This window comes from Neorhizobium sp. SOG26, from assembly GCF_003491345.1.
GTDB lineage: Bacteria > Pseudomonadota > Alphaproteobacteria > Rhizobiales > Rhizobiaceae > Neorhizobium > Neorhizobium turbinariae.
The window spans coordinates 972258-993733 of record NZ_CP025513.1; the positions used below are offsets into that span (position 1 = coordinate 972258).

24 protein-coding genes are annotated in these 21476 nt (G+C 60.0%); 16 read left to right on the plus strand and 8 right to left on the minus strand.

Translation table 11 applies throughout. The features are described from left to right. The first annotated feature begins 241 nt into the window (after window positions 1–241). The 4 genes from CYG48_RS21240 to CYG48_RS21255 all read left to right on the plus strand — a co-directional run bounded on the left by CYG48_RS21240 (window position 242) and on the right by CYG48_RS21255 (window position 3265). A complete protein-coding gene (locus CYG48_RS21240; RefSeq protein WP_118852646.1) occupies window positions 242–832 on the plus strand; it encodes a TetR/AcrR family transcriptional regulator in 591 nt (196 codons plus the stop codon). Between the two features lie 74 nt (window positions 833–906). Next, complete coding sequence (locus tag CYG48_RS21245) at window positions 907–1530, plus strand: hypothetical protein (protein WP_118852647.1); 624 nt, start codon at window positions 907–909, stop codon at window positions 1528–1530. Between the two features lie 107 nt (window positions 1531–1637). Then, a complete protein-coding gene (locus tag CYG48_RS21250; protein ID WP_118852891.1) occupies window positions 1638–2492 on the plus strand; it encodes a cytochrome b/b6 domain-containing protein in 855 nt (284 codons plus the stop codon). Next, window positions 2489–3265, plus strand: coding sequence for a molybdopterin-binding protein (locus CYG48_RS21255; protein ID WP_118852648.1), 777 nt, complete (start codon window positions 2489–2491; stop codon window positions 3263–3265). Before CYG48_RS21250 ends, CYG48_RS21255 begins: the two co-directional genes overlap by 4 nt. 20 nt (window positions 3266–3285) lie before the next feature. On the opposite strand, the gene CYG48_RS21260 is transcribed toward CYG48_RS21255, so the two are convergent. Next, window positions 3286–3930, minus strand: a complete 645-nt coding sequence (locus CYG48_RS21260; protein ID WP_118852649.1) for an NrsF family protein — start codon at window positions 3928–3930, stop codon at window positions 3286–3288. Continuing rightward, window positions 3927–4475, minus strand: coding sequence for a sigma-70 family RNA polymerase sigma factor (locus tag CYG48_RS21265; protein WP_118852650.1), 549 nt, complete (start codon window positions 4473–4475; stop codon window positions 3927–3929). Before CYG48_RS21265 ends, CYG48_RS21260 begins: the two co-directional genes overlap by 4 nt. A gap of 180 nt (window positions 4476–4655) precedes the next feature. On the opposite strand from CYG48_RS21265, the gene CYG48_RS21270 reads away from it, so the two are divergent. Next, the gene (locus tag CYG48_RS21270; RefSeq protein ID WP_118852892.1) at window positions 4656–4919 is read left to right on the plus strand and encodes a pentapeptide MXKDX repeat protein; all 264 of its coding nucleotides are present in this window, start codon (window positions 4656–4658) and stop codon (window positions 4917–4919) included. A 47-nt stretch (window positions 4920–4966) separates the two neighbouring features. Here CYG48_RS21270 and CYG48_RS21275 read toward each other — a convergent pair whose 3' ends face one another. Then, a complete protein-coding gene (locus CYG48_RS21275) occupies window positions 4967–5179 on the minus strand; it encodes a hypothetical protein (protein WP_118852651.1) in 213 nt (70 codons plus the stop codon). A gap of 164 nt (window positions 5180–5343) precedes the next feature. On the opposite strand from CYG48_RS21275, the gene CYG48_RS21280 reads away from it, so the two are divergent. Continuing rightward, on the plus strand, window positions 5344–5676 hold the full coding sequence (locus CYG48_RS21280; protein WP_118852893.1) for a four-helix bundle copper-binding protein: 333 nt from the start codon (window positions 5344–5346) through the stop codon (window positions 5674–5676). Between the two features lie 58 nt (window positions 5677–5734). Here CYG48_RS21280 and efeO (CYG48_RS21285) read toward each other — a convergent pair whose 3' ends face one another. From efeO (CYG48_RS21285) to efeU, 4 genes are read right to left on the minus strand one after another with little or no spacing between them, the layout of a single operon-like run. Next, the gene (gene efeO / locus CYG48_RS21285) at window positions 5735–6553 is read right to left on the minus strand and encodes an iron uptake system protein EfeO (protein ID WP_118852652.1); all 819 of its coding nucleotides are present in this window, start codon (window positions 6551–6553) and stop codon (window positions 5735–5737) included. Between the two features lie 19 nt (window positions 6554–6572). Then, window positions 6573–7895: an iron uptake transporter deferrochelatase/peroxidase subunit gene (gene efeB, locus CYG48_RS21290; protein ID WP_445304358.1), complete on the minus strand. Its 1323-nt coding sequence runs from the start codon at window positions 7893–7895 to the stop codon at window positions 6573–6575. Beyond that, window positions 7892–9085 carry an iron uptake system protein EfeO gene (gene efeO, locus CYG48_RS21295; protein ID WP_118852653.1) on the minus strand — a complete coding sequence of 398 codons (1194 nt, stop codon included), beginning with the start codon at window positions 9083–9085 and terminating at the stop codon, window positions 7892–7894. Before efeO (CYG48_RS21295) ends, efeB begins: the two co-directional genes overlap by 4 nt. Further along, on the minus strand, window positions 9082–9942 hold the full coding sequence (gene efeU, locus CYG48_RS21300; RefSeq protein ID WP_256371658.1) for an iron uptake transporter permease EfeU: 861 nt from the start codon (window positions 9940–9942) through the stop codon (window positions 9082–9084). The genes efeO (CYG48_RS21295) and efeU overlap by 4 nt, the downstream gene beginning before the upstream one ends. 461 nt (window positions 9943–10403) lie before the next feature. On the opposite strand from efeU, the gene CYG48_RS21305 reads away from it, so the two are divergent. Further along, window positions 10404–11777 carry an ISNCY family transposase gene (locus CYG48_RS21305; protein ID WP_118849733.1) on the plus strand — a complete coding sequence of 458 codons (1374 nt, stop codon included), beginning with the start codon at window positions 10404–10406 and terminating at the stop codon, window positions 11775–11777. A gap of 448 nt (window positions 11778–12225) precedes the next feature. Here CYG48_RS21305 and CYG48_RS21315 read toward each other — a convergent pair whose 3' ends face one another. Beyond that, window positions 12226–12525 (minus strand): SelT/SelW/SelH family protein, encoded by a 300-nt coding sequence (locus tag CYG48_RS21315; protein WP_118852655.1) that lies wholly within the window; start codon window positions 12523–12525, stop codon window positions 12226–12228. Between the two features lie 143 nt (window positions 12526–12668). Here CYG48_RS21315 and CYG48_RS21320 point away from each other — a divergent pair, with 143 nt between their 5' ends. The 9 genes from CYG48_RS21320 (at window position 12669) to CYG48_RS21365 (ending at window position 21456) form a co-directional block, all read left to right on the plus strand. Beyond that, a complete protein-coding gene (locus CYG48_RS21320) occupies window positions 12669–13118 on the plus strand; it encodes a DoxX family protein (protein WP_118852656.1) in 450 nt (149 codons plus the stop codon). A 196-nt stretch (window positions 13119–13314) separates the two neighbouring features. After that, window positions 13315–14409 carry a glycoside hydrolase family 25 protein gene (locus CYG48_RS21325; RefSeq protein ID WP_118852657.1) on the plus strand — a complete coding sequence of 365 codons (1095 nt, stop codon included), beginning with the start codon at window positions 13315–13317 and terminating at the stop codon, window positions 14407–14409. Window positions 14410–14870: 461 nt separating this feature from the next. Beyond that, the gene (locus CYG48_RS21335) at window positions 14871–15644 is read left to right on the plus strand and encodes a DeoR/GlpR family DNA-binding transcription regulator (RefSeq protein ID WP_118852896.1); all 774 of its coding nucleotides are present in this window, start codon (window positions 14871–14873) and stop codon (window positions 15642–15644) included. A gap of 106 nt (window positions 15645–15750) precedes the next feature. After that, window positions 15751–17268 (plus strand): glycerol-3-phosphate dehydrogenase, encoded by a 1518-nt coding sequence (gene glpD / locus CYG48_RS21340; RefSeq protein ID WP_118852659.1) that lies wholly within the window; start codon window positions 15751–15753, stop codon window positions 17266–17268. Between the two features lie 39 nt (window positions 17269–17307). Next, window positions 17308–18375 (plus strand): ABC transporter ATP-binding protein, encoded by a 1068-nt coding sequence (locus CYG48_RS21345; RefSeq protein ID WP_118852660.1) that lies wholly within the window; start codon window positions 17308–17310, stop codon window positions 18373–18375. Window positions 18376–18384: 9 nt separating this feature from the next. Continuing rightward, window positions 18385–19455, plus strand: coding sequence for an ABC transporter ATP-binding protein (locus CYG48_RS21350; protein WP_118852661.1), 1071 nt, complete (start codon window positions 18385–18387; stop codon window positions 19453–19455). 2 nt (window positions 19456–19457) lie between these two features. Continuing rightward, entirely contained in the window at window positions 19458–20342 is an 885-nt protein-coding gene (locus tag CYG48_RS21355) for a carbohydrate ABC transporter permease (protein WP_118852662.1), read from the plus strand. Then, window positions 20335–21162: a carbohydrate ABC transporter permease gene (locus CYG48_RS21360; RefSeq protein WP_118852663.1), complete on the plus strand. Its 828-nt coding sequence runs from the start codon at window positions 20335–20337 to the stop codon at window positions 21160–21162. The genes CYG48_RS21355 and CYG48_RS21360 overlap by 8 nt, the downstream gene beginning before the upstream one ends. Before the next feature lie 12 nt (window positions 21163–21174). Next, complete coding sequence (locus tag CYG48_RS21365) at window positions 21175–21456, plus strand: DUF2160 domain-containing protein (protein ID WP_118852664.1); 282 nt, start codon at window positions 21175–21177, stop codon at window positions 21454–21456. The last annotated feature ends 20 nt before the right edge of the window (window positions 21457–21476 follow it).

The following is a 21476-nucleotide window of genomic DNA, read 5'->3' on the forward strand; positions in this document are numbered from 1 at the left end:
GAGTGCCGGCTATTTCCTCCAGCTTAGCGATGGTCAGCGTTGAAGGGAAGCAAAATTACGTAGTGAACCCATGAAAATGCACAGTTACGTCTCACCCGGTCGGTGGCGCGAAAGAAATGTGCATGTGCTGCTTTTCTAATCCTCCATTTGCTTTGGTAACAGGCGCTCCCGAGGGATCACGAAGGCGCGAGGCAGCGCCCCGAGGGTTGAATGCCTGCCTACTAGAAGATAGATGAGGATCATGAGCAATTTGACCAACACCCCCGATGCTATCCTCGCCTGCGCGAGAAACCTGATCATGAACGGCGGCTACAACGGCTTCAGCTATGCTGACATTGCCGATGTCGTCGGAATTCGCAAAGCCAGCATCCACCACCATTTCCCAAGCAAAGTCGATTTGGGGCGCGTGCTGGTGTCGCGATACATCGAGGACGCGCGAGCCGGCCTTTCACAGCTCGAACAGTCCGTGGAGGATCCGCGCGCCATCCTGGAAGCCTACACCAACCATTGGGCGCAGTGCATTGCCGATTCAAGCCGTCCGTTTTGTGTCTGCGCGATGCTCGCAAGCGAGTTGCCGATCCTGCCGCCTGAAGTCGCGGCCGAAGTCAGGGCCTTCTTCCGTCTCATCTCCCGCTGGCTGACGTCGGTCATGGAGCGTGGCGGCAAGGAAGGTGTTCTCGTCCTCTCCTCGGCTCCAGAAGTTGAAGCCGAAGCATTCATGGCTTCCGTTCACGGTGCCATGCTGTCAGCCCGCGCCTATGGAGATGGCAGGACCTTCGCCACCATCCTCGCGCCAACTCTTCGCCGCCTCTCTCCCGTAGCGGCCCACTAGGGCAGCGGGCGGGTCACGCCGCCCACCGCCACCCTTGTTACCCGTCCACCTATCAACTAGTAGGAAGATTTGCCATGAAGCGCATTTTACCAGCCATTGTTTTTGCCCTTTCCAGCGCAGTGTCCGTCACGACTTTCACTGCACCCTCCTATGCCGCGGAACAGCAAGCCCCCACAAACGTCCGCGGCAGCGTCATCAGTTACGCCGGTTCAACGCTCAAAGTGAAAACTCGCGAAGGCAAAACCGTCGATGTCGCTCTTGCTGACGACTGGAAGCTTGCCGGTGTTGCGAGCGCAAAGGTTACCGACATCAAGCCCGGCGATTTCGTCGGCATTGCCTCCTTGCCGAAGGCTGGCGGAGGTGACGGCGCGCTTGAAGTTCTTATCTTCCCGCCGGCCATGAAAGGTACGGGCGAGGGCAGCTACGGCTGGGACCTGAAGCCCAAGAGCAGCATGACCAACGCCACCGTGGCGGATGCAGTGAAGGGCGTCGACGGCCGGACCGTCACAGTCACCTACCACGGCAAGGAGAAGAAGATCGCCATCCCGGATGGCACGCCGGTCGTGACCATTGCCGCCGCATCGAAGGATGACCTGGTCCCCGGCGCGGTCGTCTTCATCAGTGCCGAGAACGCTGCTTCCGGTCCCGTCGCCCATCAGGTGGTCGTCGGCAAGAATGGCGTGGTTCCTCCCATGTGAGCCACGTCGTCGCTGGCCGGGTCAACCGCCCCCTGGTCCGGCCAGCAACTTGCAGAACAAGCTGCATGATCTGCAGCCGCTTGATGCCACAGATGAAAGGCGCAGCGATGAACGAGAATGCTTCCAACGACAACATTCGTTACCCCCGAACGGTGTTCATCCGCCGTCATTCGATTATCACCCGGTTCACCCATTGGCTGAACGTGCTTTGCCTGAGCTTCCTCCTCTTGAGCGGGCTACAGATCTTCAATGCCCATCCGGAGCTCTACTGGGGCCAGTATGGCGCCGACGGCGACCCCGCTTTCCTGACGATCGGTGCCGATGACGCGGGCGACAAGCCACAAGGCTTCGTGCGCATCGCCGGGCTGAAGTCTCCGACGACAGGCGTTCTTGGTGTTTCCAATGTTGATGGCGAACCCACCAAGCGCGCATTCCCGGAATGGATAACCATCCCGTCGTTCCAGGACCTTGCAGTCGGCAGGCGCTGGCATTTCTTCTTTGCCTGGTTGTTCGTGATCAACGGTCTGCTGTACCTCGGCTTCAGCTTGGTCAGCGGGCATCTGCGGCGTGACCTGGCGCCGAAGACGGAGGAGCTTTCACCGCGCCATCTCGGGCAGGAAGTCCTCGACCACGCGCGTCTGCGCTTTCCCAAAGGGGAGAAGGCCAGGCACTACAACTCGCTGCAGAAGTTGACCTACCTCGCCGTGATCGTTGTCCTGTTGCCGCTCATGGTGCTGACGGGGCTGACCATGTCGCCCGGCGTTGATGCGGCCGTTCCAGTGCTCGTTGAGATCTTTGGTGGCCGCCAAACCGCGCGCACCATCCATTTCATCACGGCGTCTGGCCTTGTGCTCTTTGTCGTTGTCCATGTGGCGATGGTCATCCTGTCCGGCACTTGGAACAACATCCGTTCGATGATCACAGGACGTTACGCCATCCGTGAAGAAGGACCGAATGCATGAGCACGTTTCTCACCCGCCGCAGGTTCCTGATCGGCAGCACCCTCGGCGCCAGCGCGCTGATGCTGAGCGGCTGCGATATCCTGGGACAGAATACCGATGTCGAAGAAGTTTTGCATTCAGCTGAACAATTGACCATGAAGGCGCAAAGGGCTCTTCAGGGGCGCGGTGCGCTGGCCCGCGAGTTTGACGAGAAAGACATTTCTCCCTCGTTCCGCGTCAACGGCACCAGTGCTCCTGACAGCGATGAATATGCGCAATTGCTGGAGAACAAGTTCGAGACATGGCGGTTGAAGGTCGACGGGCTGGTCGAACGGCCCCGGGACTTCTCGCTCGCTGACCTGAAGAACCTGCCAGCCAGAACGCAAATTACCCGGCACGACTGCGTCGAGGGCTGGAGCGCCATCGGCAAGTGGACCGGTGTTCCGCTGGCGAACCTGTTGCAAGTGGTGGGGCTGAAGCCCACGGCGCGTTATGTCGTGTTGCACTGTGCCGATGAACTTGAACAGACGCTTGATGGTAGCGGCCGCTACTACGAGAGCATCGATCTCATCGACGCGATGCACCCTCAGACTATCCTCGCCTACGGAATGAACGACAAGGACTTGAGCGTTGGCCATGGCGCGCCGTTGCGGCTGAGGGTTGAACGACAGCTCGGTTACAAGCAGGCAAAGTACATCATGCGCATCGAACTCGTCGATAGCTTCGCGGGCTTGTGGGGTGGAAACGGCGGGTTCTGGGAAGACCGCGGATACGAGTGGTATGCCGGAATTTGATGCCGATGCCGCCGATGTGCTTACCAGCGGAGCAGGCGAGGGCCGGCAAGGGCACCGAGGGCTCCGACCAGAAGGATGCCGACGGAATACCAGGTCAGCACGAAGGGCATGCCGTTTTCCGTGCAGAACCAGGAGTAAACCCAAGCCCCGGCGGCGCCAGCTGCAATGCCGGAGATGAAGCCGGTCAGGCGCAGGTTCGCGGGGGCGCCTTTTCGAAGCACCCAGGAGATGCCTGCGAAGACCGGTAGCGCGAATGCGAAAATCAGGAACGGGCAATGAAGCGCCGAGGAACCGAGGATCAACTCCCCATAGGCTTCTGGCGGTGAGGTGACGAGTTGAACCGCGGCGGCAATCGCCATGGCGAGGACAATGGCAGCGCCCATCTTGAAGAACCCACCTTCCGCTCCATCCGGCCGTGCGAGGTGGTAGGTGGCCCAAAGGGCGACGAGAGCGATGAGGGCGTTATAGGCGGACTTGATCCAGAAAACCGGCAGCATGAGTGCTTCCGGCATATCTGACCTTAGGCCGAGAATCGCCAGCATCAGCAGGAGCGACACGGCAAGTGCCGGCAAGAGGCCCAGCAGGAAACGGTCGCGCAGCGCGTGGCGCGGCACCGGCCTCAGGTCGCGCACCAAATCAGTGATCATCCTGTCCGTGTCTCTCACGATCCGCCTCGCATCCTTTCGCCAAGTGCTTTCAGTGCCCGATGAATGCTCACCTTCACCGCCGATTCCGATTGGCCCACCCGGTCGGCCGTGTCGGCGATCGACTGCCCCTCCAGCTTGACCTGCCGGATCAGTTCCTGCTGCCTGGGCGTCAGCCCATCCAGCAGTCGTTCGACATCGAGACGCGCGGTCAACGCCTCTTCGCTGAAGCCGCTTTCCAGTTCCTCTCCAAGCTCGGTCTCGGCCAGTCGCCGTCCACCGCGGCTTCGGTGGTGGTCGATCAACTTGTAACGGGCGATTGAGAAGAACCAGGCCGTGAAGGGGCGGTCTCGGTCATAGGTTGCCCGGCGCGAGTGCAGTGACAGCAGGGTCTCCTGGACGAGGTCTTCCATGTCCGCCTTCGTCGCCGCGCCCATGCGCCGGGTATAATATCCGACCAGCAGAACGCGCAGAGTCGTCAGTAAACGCCGATAGGCTGCCTCGTCCCCATCAAGGGAAAGAAGCATCAGGGCTTTCAGTACGTCTTCCGAATGGGCGATCGTCATGCTGATGCAGGTTCATTCGAAGCAGCGCGGAAACGGTTACAGCCAACTTCGGATTTTTTCCGGCCGCCGAAATCTATCACATGCACGTGAGGGCGTAACGCCTGTCGCGGACGCTCGAATGAATGGATGTGTGCCAACGGCAAGGTGCCGGCGGACACGTGTCATCTCGAGGAGAACACCATGACCAGGATCTTTTCCGCCATTCTAGCTTCCACTTTCATCGTCGGCCTGTCGGTCGCGGGCGTCGCGTCCGCGCAGGATGCCATGCAAGCCGATCCGATGAAGAAGGACAGCATGCAGACCGACACGATGTCGAAGGATGGCATGAAGAGCGATGCGATGACGACCGGCAGCACCAAGGCAGATTGCATGCATCAGGCCGACATGGAAACCGACGCGATGAAGAAGTCGGATATGATGAAGGCGTGCGACGCGATGAAGTAACCTGAGACGCGGCTGTCCAACGTCTTGACGCGGCGGCCGCTACTTCCTTAGCCGAAGGTGACTTCGCTCACTGTCCGCTCGATTTCCTCAACCCTGTGGCGAGGTGTGCGGTTTGCGGCCGCAAGCAGCAGGTCAAGTTCGGCGCGGTCGCTGCCAAACCTGCGGATATATCGTCGTGCCTGCTGAATGCTGATCTTGTACCTGCGGGCGAGATCTTCGGCCCCGTATTCTTCCATGGATTCGTCGGATGCGTCTGGCATTTGAAAACCTCCTTTTGACGTCAATGGCCGTGGGCGCGAGACGTTCCAACACATGATCAGCTTCCGCTTGGAACAATCAATGGCTGGGCCGGTTGACGAGGGAGAGCTGGCGCCAAGAGCGCGTGCTTGATCTCAAGGAAATCCAGATCCAGGAGCGGCCGAGAATGAACCACCTGCCACCCGAAATGCGGACATGCATCGAGAACTGCCTCACCTGCTACAGCGAGTGCCTTTCGATTGCCATGGGACATTGCCTGGAGATGGGCGGCAAGCACACGGAGCCAAAACACTTCAAACTGATGATGGCCTGTGCCGAGATCTGCAGGACATCAGCACACTTCATGCTCATTGGCTCCGAGCACCATCGCCACACCTGCCGCGAATGCGCCGAGATCTGCCGGCAATGCGCTGCCGATTGCGAACGGGTGGGAGACATGCAGAGTTGCGTCGATGCCTGCCGCAAGTGCGCGGAGAGCTGCGAGAAAATGGCAGCCTGACCAGCCGCGCGGGAGACTGCGCGGTCCACACTGGAACCGCGCAGCTATTTTTCGGACTTCAGTCGAGACCGAGCTTGCCACGCAGGGTGGAGAGGTCTTCCGCCAGCGTATTGACCGCAGCCGACAGGACATTGCGGTCATCGTCCGTCAGCTTGTCGTAGGACTTGTACCCGTCGCCTTCCTTGTACTTGGCCAGCGTCGTTTCGATGGTCGCGAAGTTGCCGGCGACCTTCTGCACGAATGCAGGGTCCTGCTTCTCGACCAACGGGCGCACGAGCTGGAAGATCTTGTCGGCCCCATCGAAGTTGCCCTTGAAGTCCCAGAGGTCGGTGTGGCTGTAACGGTCTTCTTCGCCGGAGATCTTGGTGGCAGCCACTTCTTCCATGAGGACAGCCGCGCCGCCGACAACCTTTTCCGGCGGCAGGGCGAGATCGGTGATCCGCTCCCGCAGCGCCTTCACGTCAGCCAGCAATTGGTCGGCAACCGGATCCAGATCCTTGGTAGAGCCCTTTTCCCAAAGGCCATACTCGATGCGGTGGAAGCCGGGGAAGGCCGGATCCTGTTCCTGCTTTTCATAGTCGTCTGCGCGCGAATCGATCGACGCATCAAGATCGCTGAACAGTTCAGCGATTGGCTCGATTGCTTCGTAGCTGAGGCGGGTCGGCGCGAAAAGCGACTTCGCCTTCTCGACGTCGCCAGCCTTGACTGCGGCAGTGAAGGCTTCCGTATCCTCGACCAGCTTGTCGAGCTTCTCCGATACGTAGATCTTGTAGTCGGCGATCGGTTCGACCAGGTCCAGAACGGTGCTGGGGGCCGCAAGGCTGCTGCCGGCCATGAGAAGGAAAGACGCTGCTGCAAAAAGAGTGTGCCTCGTCATGTGACGTATCCTTTGGATGTTAGGTGGGACAGGCAGTGGTTCGGCAGGCGGCCCGGACCAGGGTTTCGCCGAGATAGGTTTCGGGCGCCGGTGCACCAGGCAGCACGTAGAAGTAGCCGCCGCCGACGGGCTTAAGGTATTCCTCGAGCGGTTCTCCATCGAGCCGACGCTGTACGGCGATGAAACCTTCCTCAAGGTCCGCCTGAAAGCTGATGAACAGCAGGCCCTGGTCCAACTGGCCGGATTTCGTCACGCCGTTGGAGTAATTGAACGGCCGCCTCAGCATGAGGTTCTTGCGGGATTTTGCCGTGCGGGGATTTGCCAACCGAATATGCGCATCAAGTGGCGTGATTTTGCCGTCGGGGTCCTTCTCATAAGCCGGAACGTCAGCTTCCGTTCCGCCATCGAGCGGCGCACCGGATGCCTTGTTGCGGCCAATGATCCGCTCCTGTTCGCGAAGCGGCGTCCGGTCCCAGCGCTCCACAAAGTTGCGGATGATGCGCACCGCCTGATAGGTGCCGTTAAAGGCCCATTCGGGCTCGTCGCGCTCAGCGCCGACCCAAACCGTTTCCGCCATCAGGTTGGCGTCGTTGGAATCCGGATTTGCCGAGCCATCCCGAAAACCCAGGAAGTTGCGGGCGCTTTCGGTGCTGCCGTTTGGTTTCGGTGGGACAACAGGAACATTTCCTTCCTGCTTCCAGCGCAAGACGAGATGAGCCGACATCGTTTTCAGGATGTCGCGCAAGGCATGGATGTTGGTGTCCGGGGTGTTTGCGCAGAATTGCAAAAGCATGTCGCCATGGCAGATGTCGGCCGACAAGGCATCGTTACGGAACTTCGTCATCCGCTGCAGGCGCCTGGGTTTGTGCGGTTTCAGCCATTCCCGATCATCGAATAGGGAGGAGCCGAGCGAAACGGTGATCGTGAGATTGTCGGGCGCGATCAGGGGCCCGAGGATCCCGGAATCTGGCGGCGGCAGCCGCGGATCGAGCTCCGGCACGGCGCCGCCCTGCGTGAGGAAGAGGATACGCTCGGTCAGCAACCGGAACATGGCCTCAAGATCTTCCGGCGTCTTCGCGAGCACCGAGAAGGCGGCGACCATGCCATTGGCGGGACGCGGCGTAACGACGCCTTGCTGAACCATGCCAAAGAAGGGCCAGGCATCCTTGCGCGCCTCGTGTCCGGTGGGTGCATCCGCCACGTGAGGAGGATGGGCAGGACCTTGTCCTTCGGCAGCCGGCGACACCCTGGCGATGACACTTCCGCCCAAACCCGCGCCGAGCCCCAGGATGAGCCTGCGCCGACCGAGACTGGTCTCGTTATTCCGTGCCATCTTGGTCATGCGGCAACCCGCCCGAGCGCGTCTCCAGCGGCCTCGAAGGCATTGGCCAGATCATTGAACGCGGATTTGATCTTCGCTCGCTCGTCAGCCTTGATCGACGTGTAGTCGGGATAGGCGTCGCCTGTCTTGAAGCTATCGAGCAAGGCTGAAAGCGCCTCGATGCGCGCCTGCAACTGCTGGGCGGCAGGCAGCGCGTCCCCTGTCATGGCGGGAGCCAGAAGCGCCGCCATCTTCTGCATGCCGACGAGGTTGGCGGCAAAGTCCACGAGGTCGCTATGGGCATAGAGGTCTTCGCCAGTATCGACACGCCCATCGGCAATGCGGCGGGCGAGAAGGGAAGCACTGCTCGCCAGATAATCCGGCGAGAGCTTCGCTTCACGCAACCGCTGCTTCAGTGCGGCGGCATCCTCTGACAGATGCCTGGCAACATCCTGAAGACCGTCGAGGCTGTTCTGCTCATAAAGCCCGTACTCGATCCGGTGGAAGCCCGTGAAGGCCGGATCCTGCTCGTGCTTTTCGAGGTAGAGTGCAGCGACGTCCAGCCGCGATTGCAGGTCCGCAAAGCGGCCACCGATCGCTTCGATCTGCTTGTAGGGCAGGCGGGTCGCCTGATAGGCGTCGCGTGCCTTGTTCAGGTCCCCCGACGCGACCGCCTCTGCAAGCGCCGCAGCTTTTCGCTCGAAGGCAGAAGCCTGCAGGGTCACATAGACCTTGTATTCCGAAAGAGGCGCGATGAATGCCTTGAGCGACGGAACGGCGTCGCCCGAAGCATCGGAAGCCGCGGTCGGCGTCACGACCATGTTGCCCGGCGGGTTCGAAAGGAGTCCGCAGGTCATCCGGTACTCGCCCGGCGCGAGCGTTGCCGTCAGTGTCTGACGGAAGCCAGGTGCGATATTCTCACGCTCCTCGACCACCATCACGCCCTGGAGGATCTCCCATTCGATCGGGCGCGACGACGCGTTGAAGATCTCGAAGGTCTGGCGACCGGCCGGCACGCTCAGATGGTTTGGATTGCAGGTCTTGTCTCCGACCTCAACCTTCACGACGTCCGCAGTCGGTTGAGCGCCATATTGCACGGTGGCGGCGTAGAACAGCCCACCACTCAGGATGGTGAGGAAAACGGCGCCGCCGAGGGCAAGGCGCATCAGCTTCTGTGGCGGTGCGGAGGAAGAGGAGGGGGCAGGGGTCATGACCGTGCTCCTTCAGCGTGCCGAGCCCCAGCCGGCACATGTTTCTGCGGCGCGAGGAACAGCGCAAGCGTGATCAGCAGGAAGGCGAGATAAACAATAACCTCTCCGACGGCCGGAGATTCCTGGTAGTTCAGGAGGCCCGACAACACGGTTCCGATCATCCCGTGCTGCGAAAGGATGCCGCTCATGTCGTAGGCTCGCTCCTGCAGCATGTTCCAGAGCCCCGCCTCGTGCAGGCTGCGAACAACGGCGGACAACAGACCCGCAGCAACAAAGAGAATGAAGATGCCCGTCCAGCGGAAGAAGCGTTTAAGGTTGAGCCGAATGCCGAAGGCATAGATGATGTATCCGATCGCGATCGAGACCAGCAATCCCGCCAGCGCGGAGAGGGGAGCCGCGGGACCAGCGCTCTGCTGGAAGATGGCAAGCAGAAAGAATACGGATTCCAGGCCTTCGCGGGCGACGGCGAAGAACACCATGAGGATCAACCCCGTCCCGCTGCTGCCCGACGACAGTGCGGCCTCGACTGAGTCCTGCAGCTCATTCTTGATCGACCGCGCGGCTTTCTTCATCCAGAAGACCATGGACACGAGCACGACAACGGCAATCAGCCCAACAGCCGCCTCGAAACCTTCCTGGAGTTTTTGCGGGAACTGCGCATTGGCATACTGCAGAGCGGCGCCGACGAGCAGCGACAGGGACACCGCCAGGAGGATGCCGATCCAGACGGCGGGCATCCAGGCCGAGCGGCCGGTGCGGCGCAGGTATCCAGCGACGATGCCGACGATCAATGCGGCCTCGATCCCCTCGCGGAGCATGATGAGGAATGGAGCGAACGTGGGAGTGACCTTTCCCAGCAATTGATCTTGATTGGCGGTGTCAGGTTTTAATGCTTAAATTGCCCCAAGTTCAAGAGGATTGTTTACGCCTATTGTCAGCTTTTGCGTTGGCAGGGCGAGGGCTGAAAAAAGGCTGTTGCAGCCAATCTAGGGCGCTTGGTCGCGGAACCTGCGGAAATGGTCGGTCAGCGCCCGCAGCTTCTGCGTTACAGTGCGGCTGCACGAGATCTACCTTCTGCGGGTTGAGCCGGCGCACAGTCGACGGGCCCGTGGGACTTCTACAACCTCATTGTAACGGTGCCGGATGAGCAAGCTTATCGGGAGGTTGATCGATGCAACCATCAGGCCTGGCGGCGGTTGGATGTTCCATAATGCCGATTATCTGATTGAAAAGTGTAGCCGCAAAGTTGGAATGTCCTGTTTCTGCAAAGTTGGAATGTCACACTCCCCGGGTCTGAATGATGCCTGGGAGATTGCAGATGGGATTGATAGCGATGAGCGAGCGCGATCTGCGGCGGATCGAGGTTTTATCGAAGGTCGCTGGCGGACGGATGACGACGGTGTCAGCGGCGCATGTGCTTGACCTGAGCGAGCGCCAGGTGCGCCGGCTTCTGGAGCGAATACGGACTGGCGGCGCGGCGTCGATCCGGCACAAGGCGATCGGCCGGCCATCGAACAACCGGATCAGCGACGGCGTTCGGGATTATGCGATGATGCTGGTGCGCGAACGTTATGCGGATTTCGGTCCGACCTTGGCGACGGAGAAGCTTGCTGAACGCGATGGTTTGCGCGTGTCGCGCGAGACGGTGCGCGGTTGGATGTCCGAGGCTGGACTGTGGTTGTCACGCAAACAGCGTCGGACGTTTCATCAGCCGCGTCTGCGCCGCGAAGCTTATGGCGAACTGGTGCAGATCGATGGGTCGGAGCATCGCTGGTTCGAGGATCGCGGACCGCCATGCTCGCTGTTGGTGTTTGTCGATGATGCGACTGGCAGGCTGATGCAATTGCGCTTCGTGCGCTCGGAAAGTGCCTTCACCTACTTCGAGGCGCTAGATCTCTATCTCCAGCGTCACGGCGCACCGATCGCCTTTTACTCGGACAAGCATTCGGTGTTCCGGGTGGCGAAGAAGGATGCCAGGGGTGGCCAGGGCATGACCCAGTTCGGGCGTGCACTTTGCGAGTTAAACATCGAGATTCTTTGCGCGAATTCGAGCCAGGCCAAGGGCCGCGTCGAGCGGATGAATCGGACGCTGCAGGATCGGCTGGTCAAGGAGCTGCGGCTGGCTGGCATCGACGATATGGAGGCTGGCAATGCGTTCTTGCCGGGCTTCATGGAGGATTACAACAGGCGGTTTGCGGTGGTCCCTGCCCGGCCCGATGATTTGCACCGGCCGATCAATCTGGGGCCGGACCGATTGGCGGAGATCCTGTGCAAGCGCGAGCAACGTTATGTCGGAGCGCAGCTGGCGTTTTCGTTCGAGCGCAAGCGGATCATGCTGCAGGAGACCGATGTGACGCGGGGGCTGGTTGGTCGCTATGTCGAGACCTATGCCTATGCGGACGGTCGCCTGGAGGTGCGTTGGAAAGGATATTCCCTGCCCTACACGGTGTTCGACAAGGACCAGCGGGTGACGCATGCGGCGATCACGGAGAACAAGCGACTGGGTGATGTTCTGGCCTATATCAAGGAACGCCAGGATCAGCAGTCGAAGCCGGACGTAAAGACCAACAGCGAGAAGATTGGCTATAAACCGCGTGGCCGGAAACCCGGTCCCCGGACAGATTACATGAACGATCCGGCGATCATCGCGCGACATGAGAAGGCACTGTTGCGGCAGCAAGCCGCAGAGTGAATGCTCGTTCGAATAGCCTCAAAGCTAAAGCCGAGGGGTGGTTCTCACCCGCCCCGATCTGATCTTGCAACCGGGATCAGCCGCTCAGATCGGGGCTGGTCCTCGTCCCATGCGGCGACTTCTCGGACATTTCTTTTTTGCAGGCTGGCGGACATTTCGACCTTGCCGTCACAAAAAGTTACGCCCGGCATCTGCGAAGGCTAAAGGAACCTCTTCCGGTTGATGACGTTGAGTTCCCGCAAGACAAAGACCTCAACATAGTCAACAGGAGACACAACATGGGTCGCGGTATTCTTCTCTGGCTTCTTGGTATCCCCCTGCCGATCGTCATTCTTCTCGTCCTGTTCCTGCGCTAACAGGCACGGGCATCTGAAAGCCAACCATGGCAGCATCGGCATCAAGTCCGATGCTCCATCCTTCATGAACAGTTCGACCGCCGCTCCGGCGATCAGCCTTCCTTCCCGGCGGCGGATGTTCTATCGAGATGGCCAAGGTCGCGGTCCGGATCAATCACGTCCCGCACCCGCTGCTTAAGCTCCTTGGGTCCAGGGAAACCGCCGTCCCGTTTCCGCTCCCATAGCAGTTCGCCATCAAGCCTGATCTCGAAATTGCCGCCGGTGCCGGGCACCAGCGCCACCTCAGCGAGCGAATCGCCGAACGTCTGCAGCAGTTCCTGCGCCATCCATCCCGCTCTCAGCAGCCAGTTGCACTGGGTGCAGTACAAGATCGTTACGCGCGGCTTGGTCATCTAAGTCTCCTGTCGCAATACGGGCTCTTTCACGAGAATGTCACCTGCCGGGCTCAAGGTTTTGATCGCCATTGGCTCGACAGGGTTAAAAGAGGAAGCGATGTGAAGCCGTGATTGATTCAACATCCTCTGAAGGTCCTCCCATGTCTTTTGATTCCGCAGGTCGCTCGAAGCTGATCGTACCAGCTCTGGCGCCGCTTTATAGCTCCACCGAACAGATCGTCGAGACGATCCTGCGCGTCACCGCGGGCGTTCTGCTTGTTACCCACGGCATGATGAAGATCGTCAACCCGTTTGGCGCGGTCGGCATGGTGGAGAGCCTCGGCTTCTACCCCGGCGTCTTCTGGTCGCCGCTGCTCGCCGCGACCGAGTTCTTTGGCGGCATCCTCGTCGCGATCGGCCTGTTCACGCGACCCGCTTCGTTCGCGGCAATGATCGTGCTCCTCGTCACCGTCTATTTCCACGGCATCGTGCGCGCCGAAGGCCTGGCCGGAGCGGAAAAATCCATCCTGTGGAGCGCAGTCTTCCTGTTCTTCGCCATCCGCGGCGGAAACCGGCATTCCGTTGACGCGCGGCTCTCGCGCACATTCTGAACTGACTTCAGCCGGCGATCCCAACGATCTCCGGCTCCCTCCCCGCCCTAAAATTCGCTTATTAGCCATTTCGCATGCGAAATACGCCCCGTGTAAAGATTGCATTCAGGATTTCCTGGTAATCCTCTGTTAGCAATTCTCGTCGATTTGCGACGGCGTGGGCTGCCTCTCTTGTTGTTTTGCGTACGGGTTAGAGATGCGAATATCGGCTGCACCAGCAATCCTTCTTGCATGCCTGAGCTTGTCCAGTTGCTTCTGGTCCGACGACGTCGTCGCGCGCCGGGAAACAACCGGCTCCATCGCGCGTCCCGCTGCCCCGGTTCCGTCCGTCGGCGTCGGCAAGAGCGGCCGGATCGACGCGAACCGCTCGGCAGAAACGGCATCTCCACAACTTGCCTCCGCCTCCCCCGCGTCTTCCGGTGAACCGCATCTGGAACAACTTGCATGGGCCGATGCGGAGCGCCCGCCGCAGGCTTTCGCGAGCCAGACGACGGTCGGCATGCCGCTACCAACAGGTCGACCGGTGGCCATTCTGATGCCCGATAACCCTGCAGTTGATCCGGCACCCCGGCGCGGCGAGCGGATGCGCATCTATAGCCGCCAGTTCCGTGACGCCAAGCCGATCGATTTTGGGCGCGTAACGCCGAAACACTATCCGGTACATGGCGTCGACGTGTCGCGTTGGCAGGGCGAGATCGACTGGGCCAAGCTGCGGACCCAGGGGGCGAACTTCGCCTACATCAAGGCAACCGATGGCGGCGACCATCTCGACCCGATGTTCAAGACCAACTGGAACCGCGCCAAGGCAGCGGGCCTTAAGCGTGGCGCCTACCATTTCTTCTATTGGTGCCGTGTTGCCAGCGAACAGGCGGATTGGTTCATCCGCAATGTGCCGCGCGATCCGGATGCACTGCCGCCGGTCATCGACGTGGAATGGAACGGCGACTCGCGGTGCAAGCAGCGCATCAGCCGCGCCCGCGTGCTGGAAAAAATGCAGGTGTTCATGGACAAGATCGAGCGCCACTATGGCCAGCGTCCGATCATCTACACGGCTCCCGATTTCTACAAAGACAACCTGCAGGGCGAGTTCCTGGATTATCCGTTCTGGCTGCGCGCCGTCGCGCAGCACCCCTCGAAGGTTTACCCTGGCCGCAAGTGGGTCTTCTGGCAGTATTCCGGATCTGGCCTATCGCATGGCGTGAGCGAAAAAATCGACCTAAATGCCTTCCACGGAACGGTGGAGCAATGGCACAGCTGGATAAACTCAAAGGCACTTGTCGCCCGAAACTGATCTTGCCTGACGAGAATTTGAAAAGGACTGGCCTTCGGAGGTCAGTCCTTTTTTGCGTTCAGGTTTCGGCGATTCTCCCAATGCCATTCGACGTTGCCCGGAATGAAACCGAGCCGCGGGTTTCGGGTCGCGATGATGCGCCCCGCCGCCGAGTTTGGCGTGAAGGGATCAATGTCTTCGCAGAAGGTCTCGAAGCTGTTCCTCCAGTGAGGATGGACATGCTGACTGGACGTGAGCATTCGGCGATATTGCTCGCGTAGAAACCGTTGTTTTCTCGTTTTAGGCATGGCTCACAGATGGGCGCCGGCGATTCTTTTCGCAACTGCCCGCGACGTTTTTGCCCTGTCTTATGGCTTGCGAACAAAGGTGCGATGGCGGCGCGCTTTTCTTCCCGTATTCAGTTTCATTGCGTTTCGCTGCATATGAGCTAAAACGAAACAGAAATGAATAGCGGGGGCATCATGTTCCTTTCTGATCGCCAGGCGAAGATCATCGAGATGGCCAAATCCGCCGGGCGCGTGCTGGTGGATGACCTGGCGGTCCATTTCTCCGTCACCCCGCAGACGATCCGCAAGGACTTGAACGACCTCTGCGATGCCCAACTGCTGAACCGCATCCATGGTGGCGCGACGCTGCCGCGCGGCACCGAAAACATGCGGTATGAAGCGCGGCGCCAGATGGCGGCGGCGGAAAAGCAGGCGATTGGCGCTGCCGCCGCGCAGCTGATCCCCAACAACACTTCGCTGTTCATCAATATCGGCACCACGACGGAGGCGGTTGGCGAGGCGCTCGTGGACCACAAGGAACTGATGGTGGTCACCAATAACATTAATGTCGCCAACACCTTGCGGCTGGTTGATGATATCGATGTGGTCATCGCCGGCGGTGTGGTGCGCCAGTCCGATGGTGGGATCGTTGGCGAAGCAGCAGTCGACTTCATCCGGCAGTTCAAGGTGGATTATGCCGTAATTGGCGCGTCCGCCATCGATCCGGACGGATCGATCTTCGACTATGACTTCCGTGAGGTGAAGGTGGCGCAGGCGATCATCGCCAATGCACGCCACGTGATCCTTGTTGCTGACTCGAGCAAGTTCGAGCGCACGGCGCCGGTGCGCATCGGCCAGATCAGCCAGATCCACACCTTCATTACAGATAGATGCGAGTGGGCGGAGTTCCGCGGGATGTGCGAGCAGAGCGGCGTGAGGTTGATCGAGACCTCTGAGTTGGCGTCCTGACCGTACCCCCAGTAGCTTTCGTTTGACATTCGAAAAATTTCGGTTCTAATCTCCTGAAGTTTCGATTTGAGCAGCGGGCGCTGCCTCTCCGGCAGCCGACAGGTACATGAACCAAGACGTGCTGGACATCTTTGTCATTGGAGGCGGTATCAACGGGTGCGGTATCGCACGCGACGCCGTCGGCCGTGGCTACAAGGTGGCCCTGGCGGAAATGAACGACTTTGCATCGGGCACCTCGTCCGGCGCGACCAAGCTTATCCACGGCGGCCTTCGCTACCTCGAACATTACGAGTTCCGGCTGGTTCGCGAATCGCTGATGGAGCGCGAAGTGCTGTGGGCCATGGCGCCGCATATCATCTGGCCGATGCGCTTTGTCCTGCCCTACCACAAGGGCGGCATCCGGCCCGCCTGGCTGATCAGGCTGGGCCTGTTTCTCTACGACCATCTCGGTGGCCGCAAACTGCTTCCCCCGACAGCGACGCTCGACATGCGCAGCGACCCTGCGGGCAAACCGTTGAAGCCGCTCTTCACCAAGGCGTTTGAATATTCCGACGGCTGGGTGGATGACGCGCGCATGGTGGTGCTCAATGCGCGTGACGCCGCAGACAAAGGTGCGACGATCCTGCCGCGGACCAAGGTCATTTCAGCCCGTCGTGAAGGTGGCGTCTGGATCATCGAGACCCGTAACACGCTGACTGGTGAAACGGGCACCTATACTTCTCGGATGCTGGTCAATGCCGCTGGCCCTTGGGTGGACCAGGTCATCCGCACCGCGTTTGGCAAGAACGATGCCAAGCATGTTCGGCTCGTGCAGGGCAGCCACATCGTCATCCGCAAGAAGTTCGAGGGCGAGCGCGCCTACTTCTTCCAGAACCCGGACAACCGGATCATCTTCGCGATCCCTTATGAGCGTGATTTCACGTTGATCGGCACGACCGACCGCGATTTCAACGAGGATCCGAAGAGCATCCAGATTACCGACGAAGAGACGGATTATCTCTGCAAGGCGGCCAGCGAGTACTTCCGCGAGCCGGTGCGGCGCGAGGACATCGTCTGGACCTATTCTGCCGTACGCCCCCTCTTCGATGACGGTGCCTCCAAGGCGCAGGAAGCGACACGCGACTACGTGCTCAAGCTCGAGACCGAAGAGGCCGCACCGCTTCTCAATGTTTTCGGCGGTAAGCTCACCACCTACCGGCGCCTGGCCGAGCATGCATTGGAGAAGATCGGCGAGGCGATCGGTCCTAAGGGCAAGCCGTGGACAGCGCAAAGCCATCTTCCGGGCGGCGATTTCGCGACGAAAGGCTACGAAACCGAAGTTGCGAAATTGAAGTCAAACTACGGCTTCCTTTCGGACGGGCATGCCCGTCGGCTGGTTCGCCGTTATGGCACCCGATCCGCTGTTCTGTTGGGCAATGCTGCCAGTATTGCAGATCTCGGGCAGCATTTCGGTGGTGATCTCTATGAGGCGGAGGTTCGCTACCTGATCGAAAACGAATGGGCGATGAGCGCCGAGGACGTCCTTTGGAGGAGGACGAAGGACGGCTTGCGCGTGGATGAGAATGGTAAGAGGCTGTTGGAGGAGTACATGGCCGCATTACCAGCCGGACGAATGGCTGGTTGACGGCGTGTGTTCCCGCTGTGAGGAGGCGGGGGAACAGGCATGCTGGAACTGCGCAATGTCGCGAAGATGGTTGCCGGTGAATATCACATTCATCCGACCAACCTTGCGTTCGAACGAGGCTCACTGAACGTCCTGCTTGGCCCGACCCTTTCGGGCAAGACGTCGTTGATGCGGCTGATGGCGGGTCTTGACCAGCCGACCGCAGGCTCCGTGCATTTCGATGGTTCGGATGTCACTGGCGTGCCGGTCCAGAAGCGCAATGTCGCGATGGTCTACCAGCAGTTCATCAACTACCCGCTGCTGACCGTCTATGAAAACATCGCGTCGCCCATGCGCATCGCCGGCCAGGAAAAATCGGTCATAGACCGCGAGGTCCGCAAGGCCGCCGAACTGCTGCGCCTGACGCCTTATCTTGATCGCACCCCTCTGCATCTTTCCGGCGGCCAGCAGCAGCGCACCGCGCTTGCGCGTGCTTTGGTCAAGAATGCCAGTCTGGTGCTGATGGACGAGCCGCTCGCCAACCTCGATTACAAGCTGCGCGAGGAACTGCGGGAGGAACTGCCGAAGATCTTTGCGCAATCCGGTGCCATCTTCGTTTATGCGACCACGGAACCATCGGAAGCCCTGCTTCTGGGTGGAAACACCGCGACCTTGAGCGAAGGCAGGGTCACGCAGTTCGGGCCAACGACGCAGGTCTACCGCCAGCCATCCGACCTGACGACTGCCAAGACCTTCGCCGATCCTCCCCTCAACTTCATGGAGGTTGAGAAAGCCGGGGCGTCGTTCCAGCATCACGGCCATGTACTGCCCGTTCCAGCGCATCTTCTGAATGTCGATGACGGCCCTATCACCATTGCCTTCCATCCGCATCATCTGGGGCTTGCCGAACAGACCACGGCGGCGGCGCGGTTGCAGGCCCGCACGCAGATCTCCGAGATCACCGGGTCCGAAAGCTTCGTTCACTTGGACTTTGGTGGCCTGAAATGGGTGATGCTCGCGCCAGGTATCCACGATCTTGAGCCCGACAGCAGCGTCGATGTGTTTCTCGACACGAGGCACCTGATGGCCTTTGGGCGTGATGGCCGCGCCATTGCCGCGGCAGCGTGAGGTAGGACCATGGCCAGTATCACCCTCGACCAGATCCGCCACGCCTACAACCCCAACCCAGTCTCGGATGCCGACTATGCGCTGCGCGAGGTCGATCATGAATGGGTCGATGGCGGTGCCTATGCCCTGCTCGGGCCCTCCGGCTGCGGCAAGACAACCTTGCTCAACATCATTTCGGGCCTGTTGCACCCCTCGCACGGCCGCATCCTCTTCGACGGCAAGGATGTGACGGGGCTTTCGACACAAGCCCGCAACATTGCGCAGGTGTTCCAGTTCCCGGTCATCTACGACACGATGACGGTTTACGACAATCTCGCCTTCCCGCTGCGCAACCGGAAGGTTCCTGAAGCCGAAGTAGACCGCCGTGTCCGCGAAATGCTCGACATCATCGATCTCGCCGACTGGTCGAAGCGGAAGGCACGCGGGCTGACCGCCGACCAGAAGCAGAAGATCTCGCTTGGCCGCGGCCTGGTGCGCAACGACGTCAACGCCATTCTCTTTGATGAGCCGCTGACGGTGATCGACCCCCACATGAAATGGGTCCTTCGCTCGCAGCTGAAACGGCTCCACAAGAAGTTCGGCTTCACGATGGTCTATGTGACGCACGACCAGACCGAGGCGCTCACCTTCGCCGATAAGGTCGTCGTGATGTTCGAGGGCCAGATCGTACAGATCGGTACGCCGGCAGAGCTGTTTGAGAAACCGCGCCACACCTTCGTGGGTTATTTCATCGGCTCGCCCGGCATGAACATCATGCCGGTGCGGCTGGAAGGTAGCGCAGTGCTGCTTGGACAAGAGAGGCTTGATCTCGTCGCTGCCGCCAGCGTGAACCCGGCTGATCGTCTCGAACTCGGCATCCGCCCGGAGTTCATACGCCTCGGCCAAAGCGGTCTGCCCGTCACCGTCACCCGCGTGGAAGACATCGGCCGGCGCAAAATCGTTCGGGCCGAGTTGCAGGGCCAGCCGATCGCCGCCGTCGTCAATGAAGACACGGAGATCCCGACGGACGCACATGTCAGCTTCGATCCGGCAGGCTTGAACCTTTACGCCAATTCCTGGCGCGTCGAGGAGAGGGCCTGAGCATGAACAAGACCTACAACAACAAGGCCTGGTTCTTCGTCCTGCCCGTTCTTCTGCTCGTGGCATTCTCCGCTGCCATCCCACTGATGACGGTAGTCAACTATTCGGTGCAGGACACGTTCGGGAATAACGAGTTCTTCTGGGCCGGCACGGACTGGTTCGATGAGATCCTTCATTCCGACCGCTTCTGGGATGCGCTCGGCCGCAATCTCTTCTTCTCCTTTATCATCCTGGCGATCGAGATACCGCTCGGGATCTTCATCGCTCTCAACATGCCGAAAAAGGGTATCGGCGTGCCGGTCTGCCTTGTCCTGATGGCCCTGCCGTTGCTCATTCCGTGGAACGTCGTCGGGACTATCTGGCAGGTGTTTGGCCGCGTCGATATCGGGCTCCTTGGACGCACCCTCGCTTCGCTTGGGATCGACTACAACTACGTCCGCGACCCGCTCGATGCCTGGATCACTGTCATCGTCATGGACGTCTGGCATTGGACGAGCCTTGTCGTGCTTCTTTGCTACGCCGGCCTCGTGTCCATCCCTGACGCCTATTACCAGGCCGCGAAGATCGACGGTGCGTCGCGTTGGGCGGTTTTCCGCTACATCCAGCTTCCGAAGATGAAGCGGGTGCTCCTGATCGCCGTTCTGCTTCGCTTCATGGACTCGTTCATGATCTACACAGAACCCTTTGTTGTGACGGGCGGCGGGCCGGGCAACTCCACGACCTTCCTTTCAATCGACCTCGTCAAGATGGCGGTTGGCCAGTTCGACCTCGGGCCTGCGGCGGCCATGTCCATCGTCTACTTCCTGATCATCCTGTTGCTCTCGTGGGTCTTCTACACGGTGATGACAAGCAGCGATGCTGAAGAGGGAGGCCGCGACCATGGCTGAGGCAAAGAAGTACAAGCCGGCGGGCAGCTACTCCTGGGTGGTGTCCGCCCTCTATATCTTGTTCCTGTTGCTGCCGATTTACTGGCTCGTCAACATGAGCTTCAAGGAGAATTCAGAGATCACCGGCGCATTTACGCTCTGGCCGCAGAACCCGACCTTGCGGAACTACACGGTGATTTTCACTGATCCGTCCTGGTACAACGGTTACATCAACTCGATCCTTTATGTCGTTCTGAACACGATCATTTCCGTGGCAGCGGCACTTCCGGCTGCTTACGCCTTCTCGCGCTACCGGTTCCTCGGCGACAAGCACCTGTTCTTCTGGTTGTTGACCAACCGAATGGCGCCGCCGGCAGTCTTCGCCCTGCCCTTCTTCCAGCTGTATTCGGCGTTTGGCCTGATCGACACCCACATTGCAGTCGCTTTGGCGCACTGCCTGTTCAATGTGCCGCTCGCCGTCTGGATCCTCGAAGGCTTCATGTCGGGCGTACCGAAGGAGATCGACGAGACAGCCTATATCGACGGCTACTCGTTCCCGCGCTTCTTCATCAAGATCTTCATGCCGCTGATCGCCTCGGGGATCGGTGTCGCCGCCTTCTTCTGCTTCATGTTCTCCTGGGTAGAGCTCCTGCTGGCCCGCACGCTGACGACTACGGCGGCAAAGCCCATTTCCGCTATCATGACGCGCACAGTGTCCGCCTCGGGCATGGATTGGGGCGTGCTGGCCGCAGCCGGTGTGCTCACCATCATCCCAGGTGCCCTGGTCATCTATTTTGTCCGCAATTACATCGCCAAGGGTTTTGCCCTTGGCCGAGTTTGAGGGAGAGCGAGCATGAGCTTCGGATGGATGGCGTGGACCCTGCCGACGGCTGTGTTCTTCATCACCATTCTGGTGCTGATCGCCGCCATGGGCGTCTGGGAGTACTTCTCGCCGGGCGGTGCTTCAAGGGTGGGCGCCCTGCGCTTCGAGACGACCCGCGGCGACCGTCTCTTCATCTCGCTGCTTGGCGCGGCCTTCATTCATCTGGCTTGGCTTGGGTTTGTCGGACCCAATCTTTGGTGGGCTCTGGGACTATCGGTGGTCTACGCGATCGGCGTGTTCCGCTTTGTCTGAAACCCTGTGAATTGGTGGCG

What these genes read in the sequence shown, in the direction of transcription:
- CYG48_RS21240 (WP_118852646.1), top strand. Translation starts at nt 242, where the DNA reads ATGAGCAATTTGACCAACACCCCCGATGCTATCCTCGCCTGCGCGAGA.
- CYG48_RS21245 (WP_118852647.1), top strand. Translation starts at nt 907, where the DNA reads ATGAAGCGCATTTTACCAGCCATTGTTTTTGCCCTTTCCAGCGCAGTG.
- CYG48_RS21250 (WP_118852891.1), top strand. Translation starts at nt 1,638, where the DNA reads ATGAACGAGAATGCTTCCAACGACAACATTCGTTACCCCCGAACGGTG.
- CYG48_RS21255 (WP_118852648.1), top strand. Translation starts at nt 2,489, where the DNA reads ATGAGCACGTTTCTCACCCGCCGCAGGTTCCTGATCGGCAGCACCCTC.
- CYG48_RS21265 (WP_118852650.1), bottom strand. Translation starts at nt 4,475, where the DNA reads ATGACGATCGCCCATTCGGAAGACGTACTGAAAGCCCTGATGCTTCTT.
- CYG48_RS21270 (WP_118852892.1), top strand. Translation starts at nt 4,656, where the DNA reads ATGACCAGGATCTTTTCCGCCATTCTAGCTTCCACTTTCATCGTCGGC.
- CYG48_RS21275 (WP_118852651.1), bottom strand. Translation starts at nt 5,179, where the DNA reads ATGCCAGACGCATCCGACGAATCCATGGAAGAATACGGGGCCGAAGAT.
- CYG48_RS21280 (WP_118852893.1), top strand. Translation starts at nt 5,344, where the DNA reads ATGAACCACCTGCCACCCGAAATGCGGACATGCATCGAGAACTGCCTC.
- efeO (WP_118852652.1), bottom strand. Translation starts at nt 6,553, where the DNA reads ATGACGAGGCACACTCTTTTTGCAGCAGCGTCTTTCCTTCTCATGGCC.
- efeB (WP_445304358.1), bottom strand. Translation starts at nt 7,895, where the DNA reads ATGACCAAGATGGCACGGAATAACGAGACCAGTCTCGGTCGGCGCAGG.
- efeO (WP_118852653.1), bottom strand. Translation starts at nt 9,085, where the DNA reads ATGACCCCTGCCCCCTCCTCTTCCTCCGCACCGCCACAGAAGCTGATG.
- CYG48_RS21305 (WP_118849733.1), top strand. Translation starts at nt 10,404, where the DNA reads ATGGGATTGATAGCGATGAGCGAGCGCGATCTGCGGCGGATCGAGGTT.
- CYG48_RS21315 (WP_118852655.1), bottom strand. Translation starts at nt 12,525, where the DNA reads ATGACCAAGCCGCGCGTAACGATCTTGTACTGCACCCAGTGCAACTGG.
- CYG48_RS21320 (WP_118852656.1), top strand. Translation starts at nt 12,669, where the DNA reads ATGTCTTTTGATTCCGCAGGTCGCTCGAAGCTGATCGTACCAGCTCTG.
- CYG48_RS21325 (WP_118852657.1), top strand. Translation starts at nt 13,315, where the DNA reads ATGCGAATATCGGCTGCACCAGCAATCCTTCTTGCATGCCTGAGCTTG.
- CYG48_RS21335 (WP_118852896.1), top strand. Translation starts at nt 14,871, where the DNA reads ATGTTCCTTTCTGATCGCCAGGCGAAGATCATCGAGATGGCCAAATCC.
- glpD (WP_118852659.1), top strand. Translation starts at nt 15,751, where the DNA reads ATGAACCAAGACGTGCTGGACATCTTTGTCATTGGAGGCGGTATCAAC.
- CYG48_RS21345 (WP_118852660.1), top strand. Translation starts at nt 17,308, where the DNA reads ATGCTGGAACTGCGCAATGTCGCGAAGATGGTTGCCGGTGAATATCAC.
- CYG48_RS21350 (WP_118852661.1), top strand. Translation starts at nt 18,385, where the DNA reads ATGGCCAGTATCACCCTCGACCAGATCCGCCACGCCTACAACCCCAAC.
- CYG48_RS21355 (WP_118852662.1), top strand. Translation starts at nt 19,458, where the DNA reads ATGAACAAGACCTACAACAACAAGGCCTGGTTCTTCGTCCTGCCCGTT.
- CYG48_RS21360 (WP_118852663.1), top strand. Translation starts at nt 20,335, where the DNA reads ATGGCTGAGGCAAAGAAGTACAAGCCGGCGGGCAGCTACTCCTGGGTG.
- CYG48_RS21365 (WP_118852664.1), top strand. Translation starts at nt 21,175, where the DNA reads ATGAGCTTCGGATGGATGGCGTGGACCCTGCCGACGGCTGTGTTCTTC.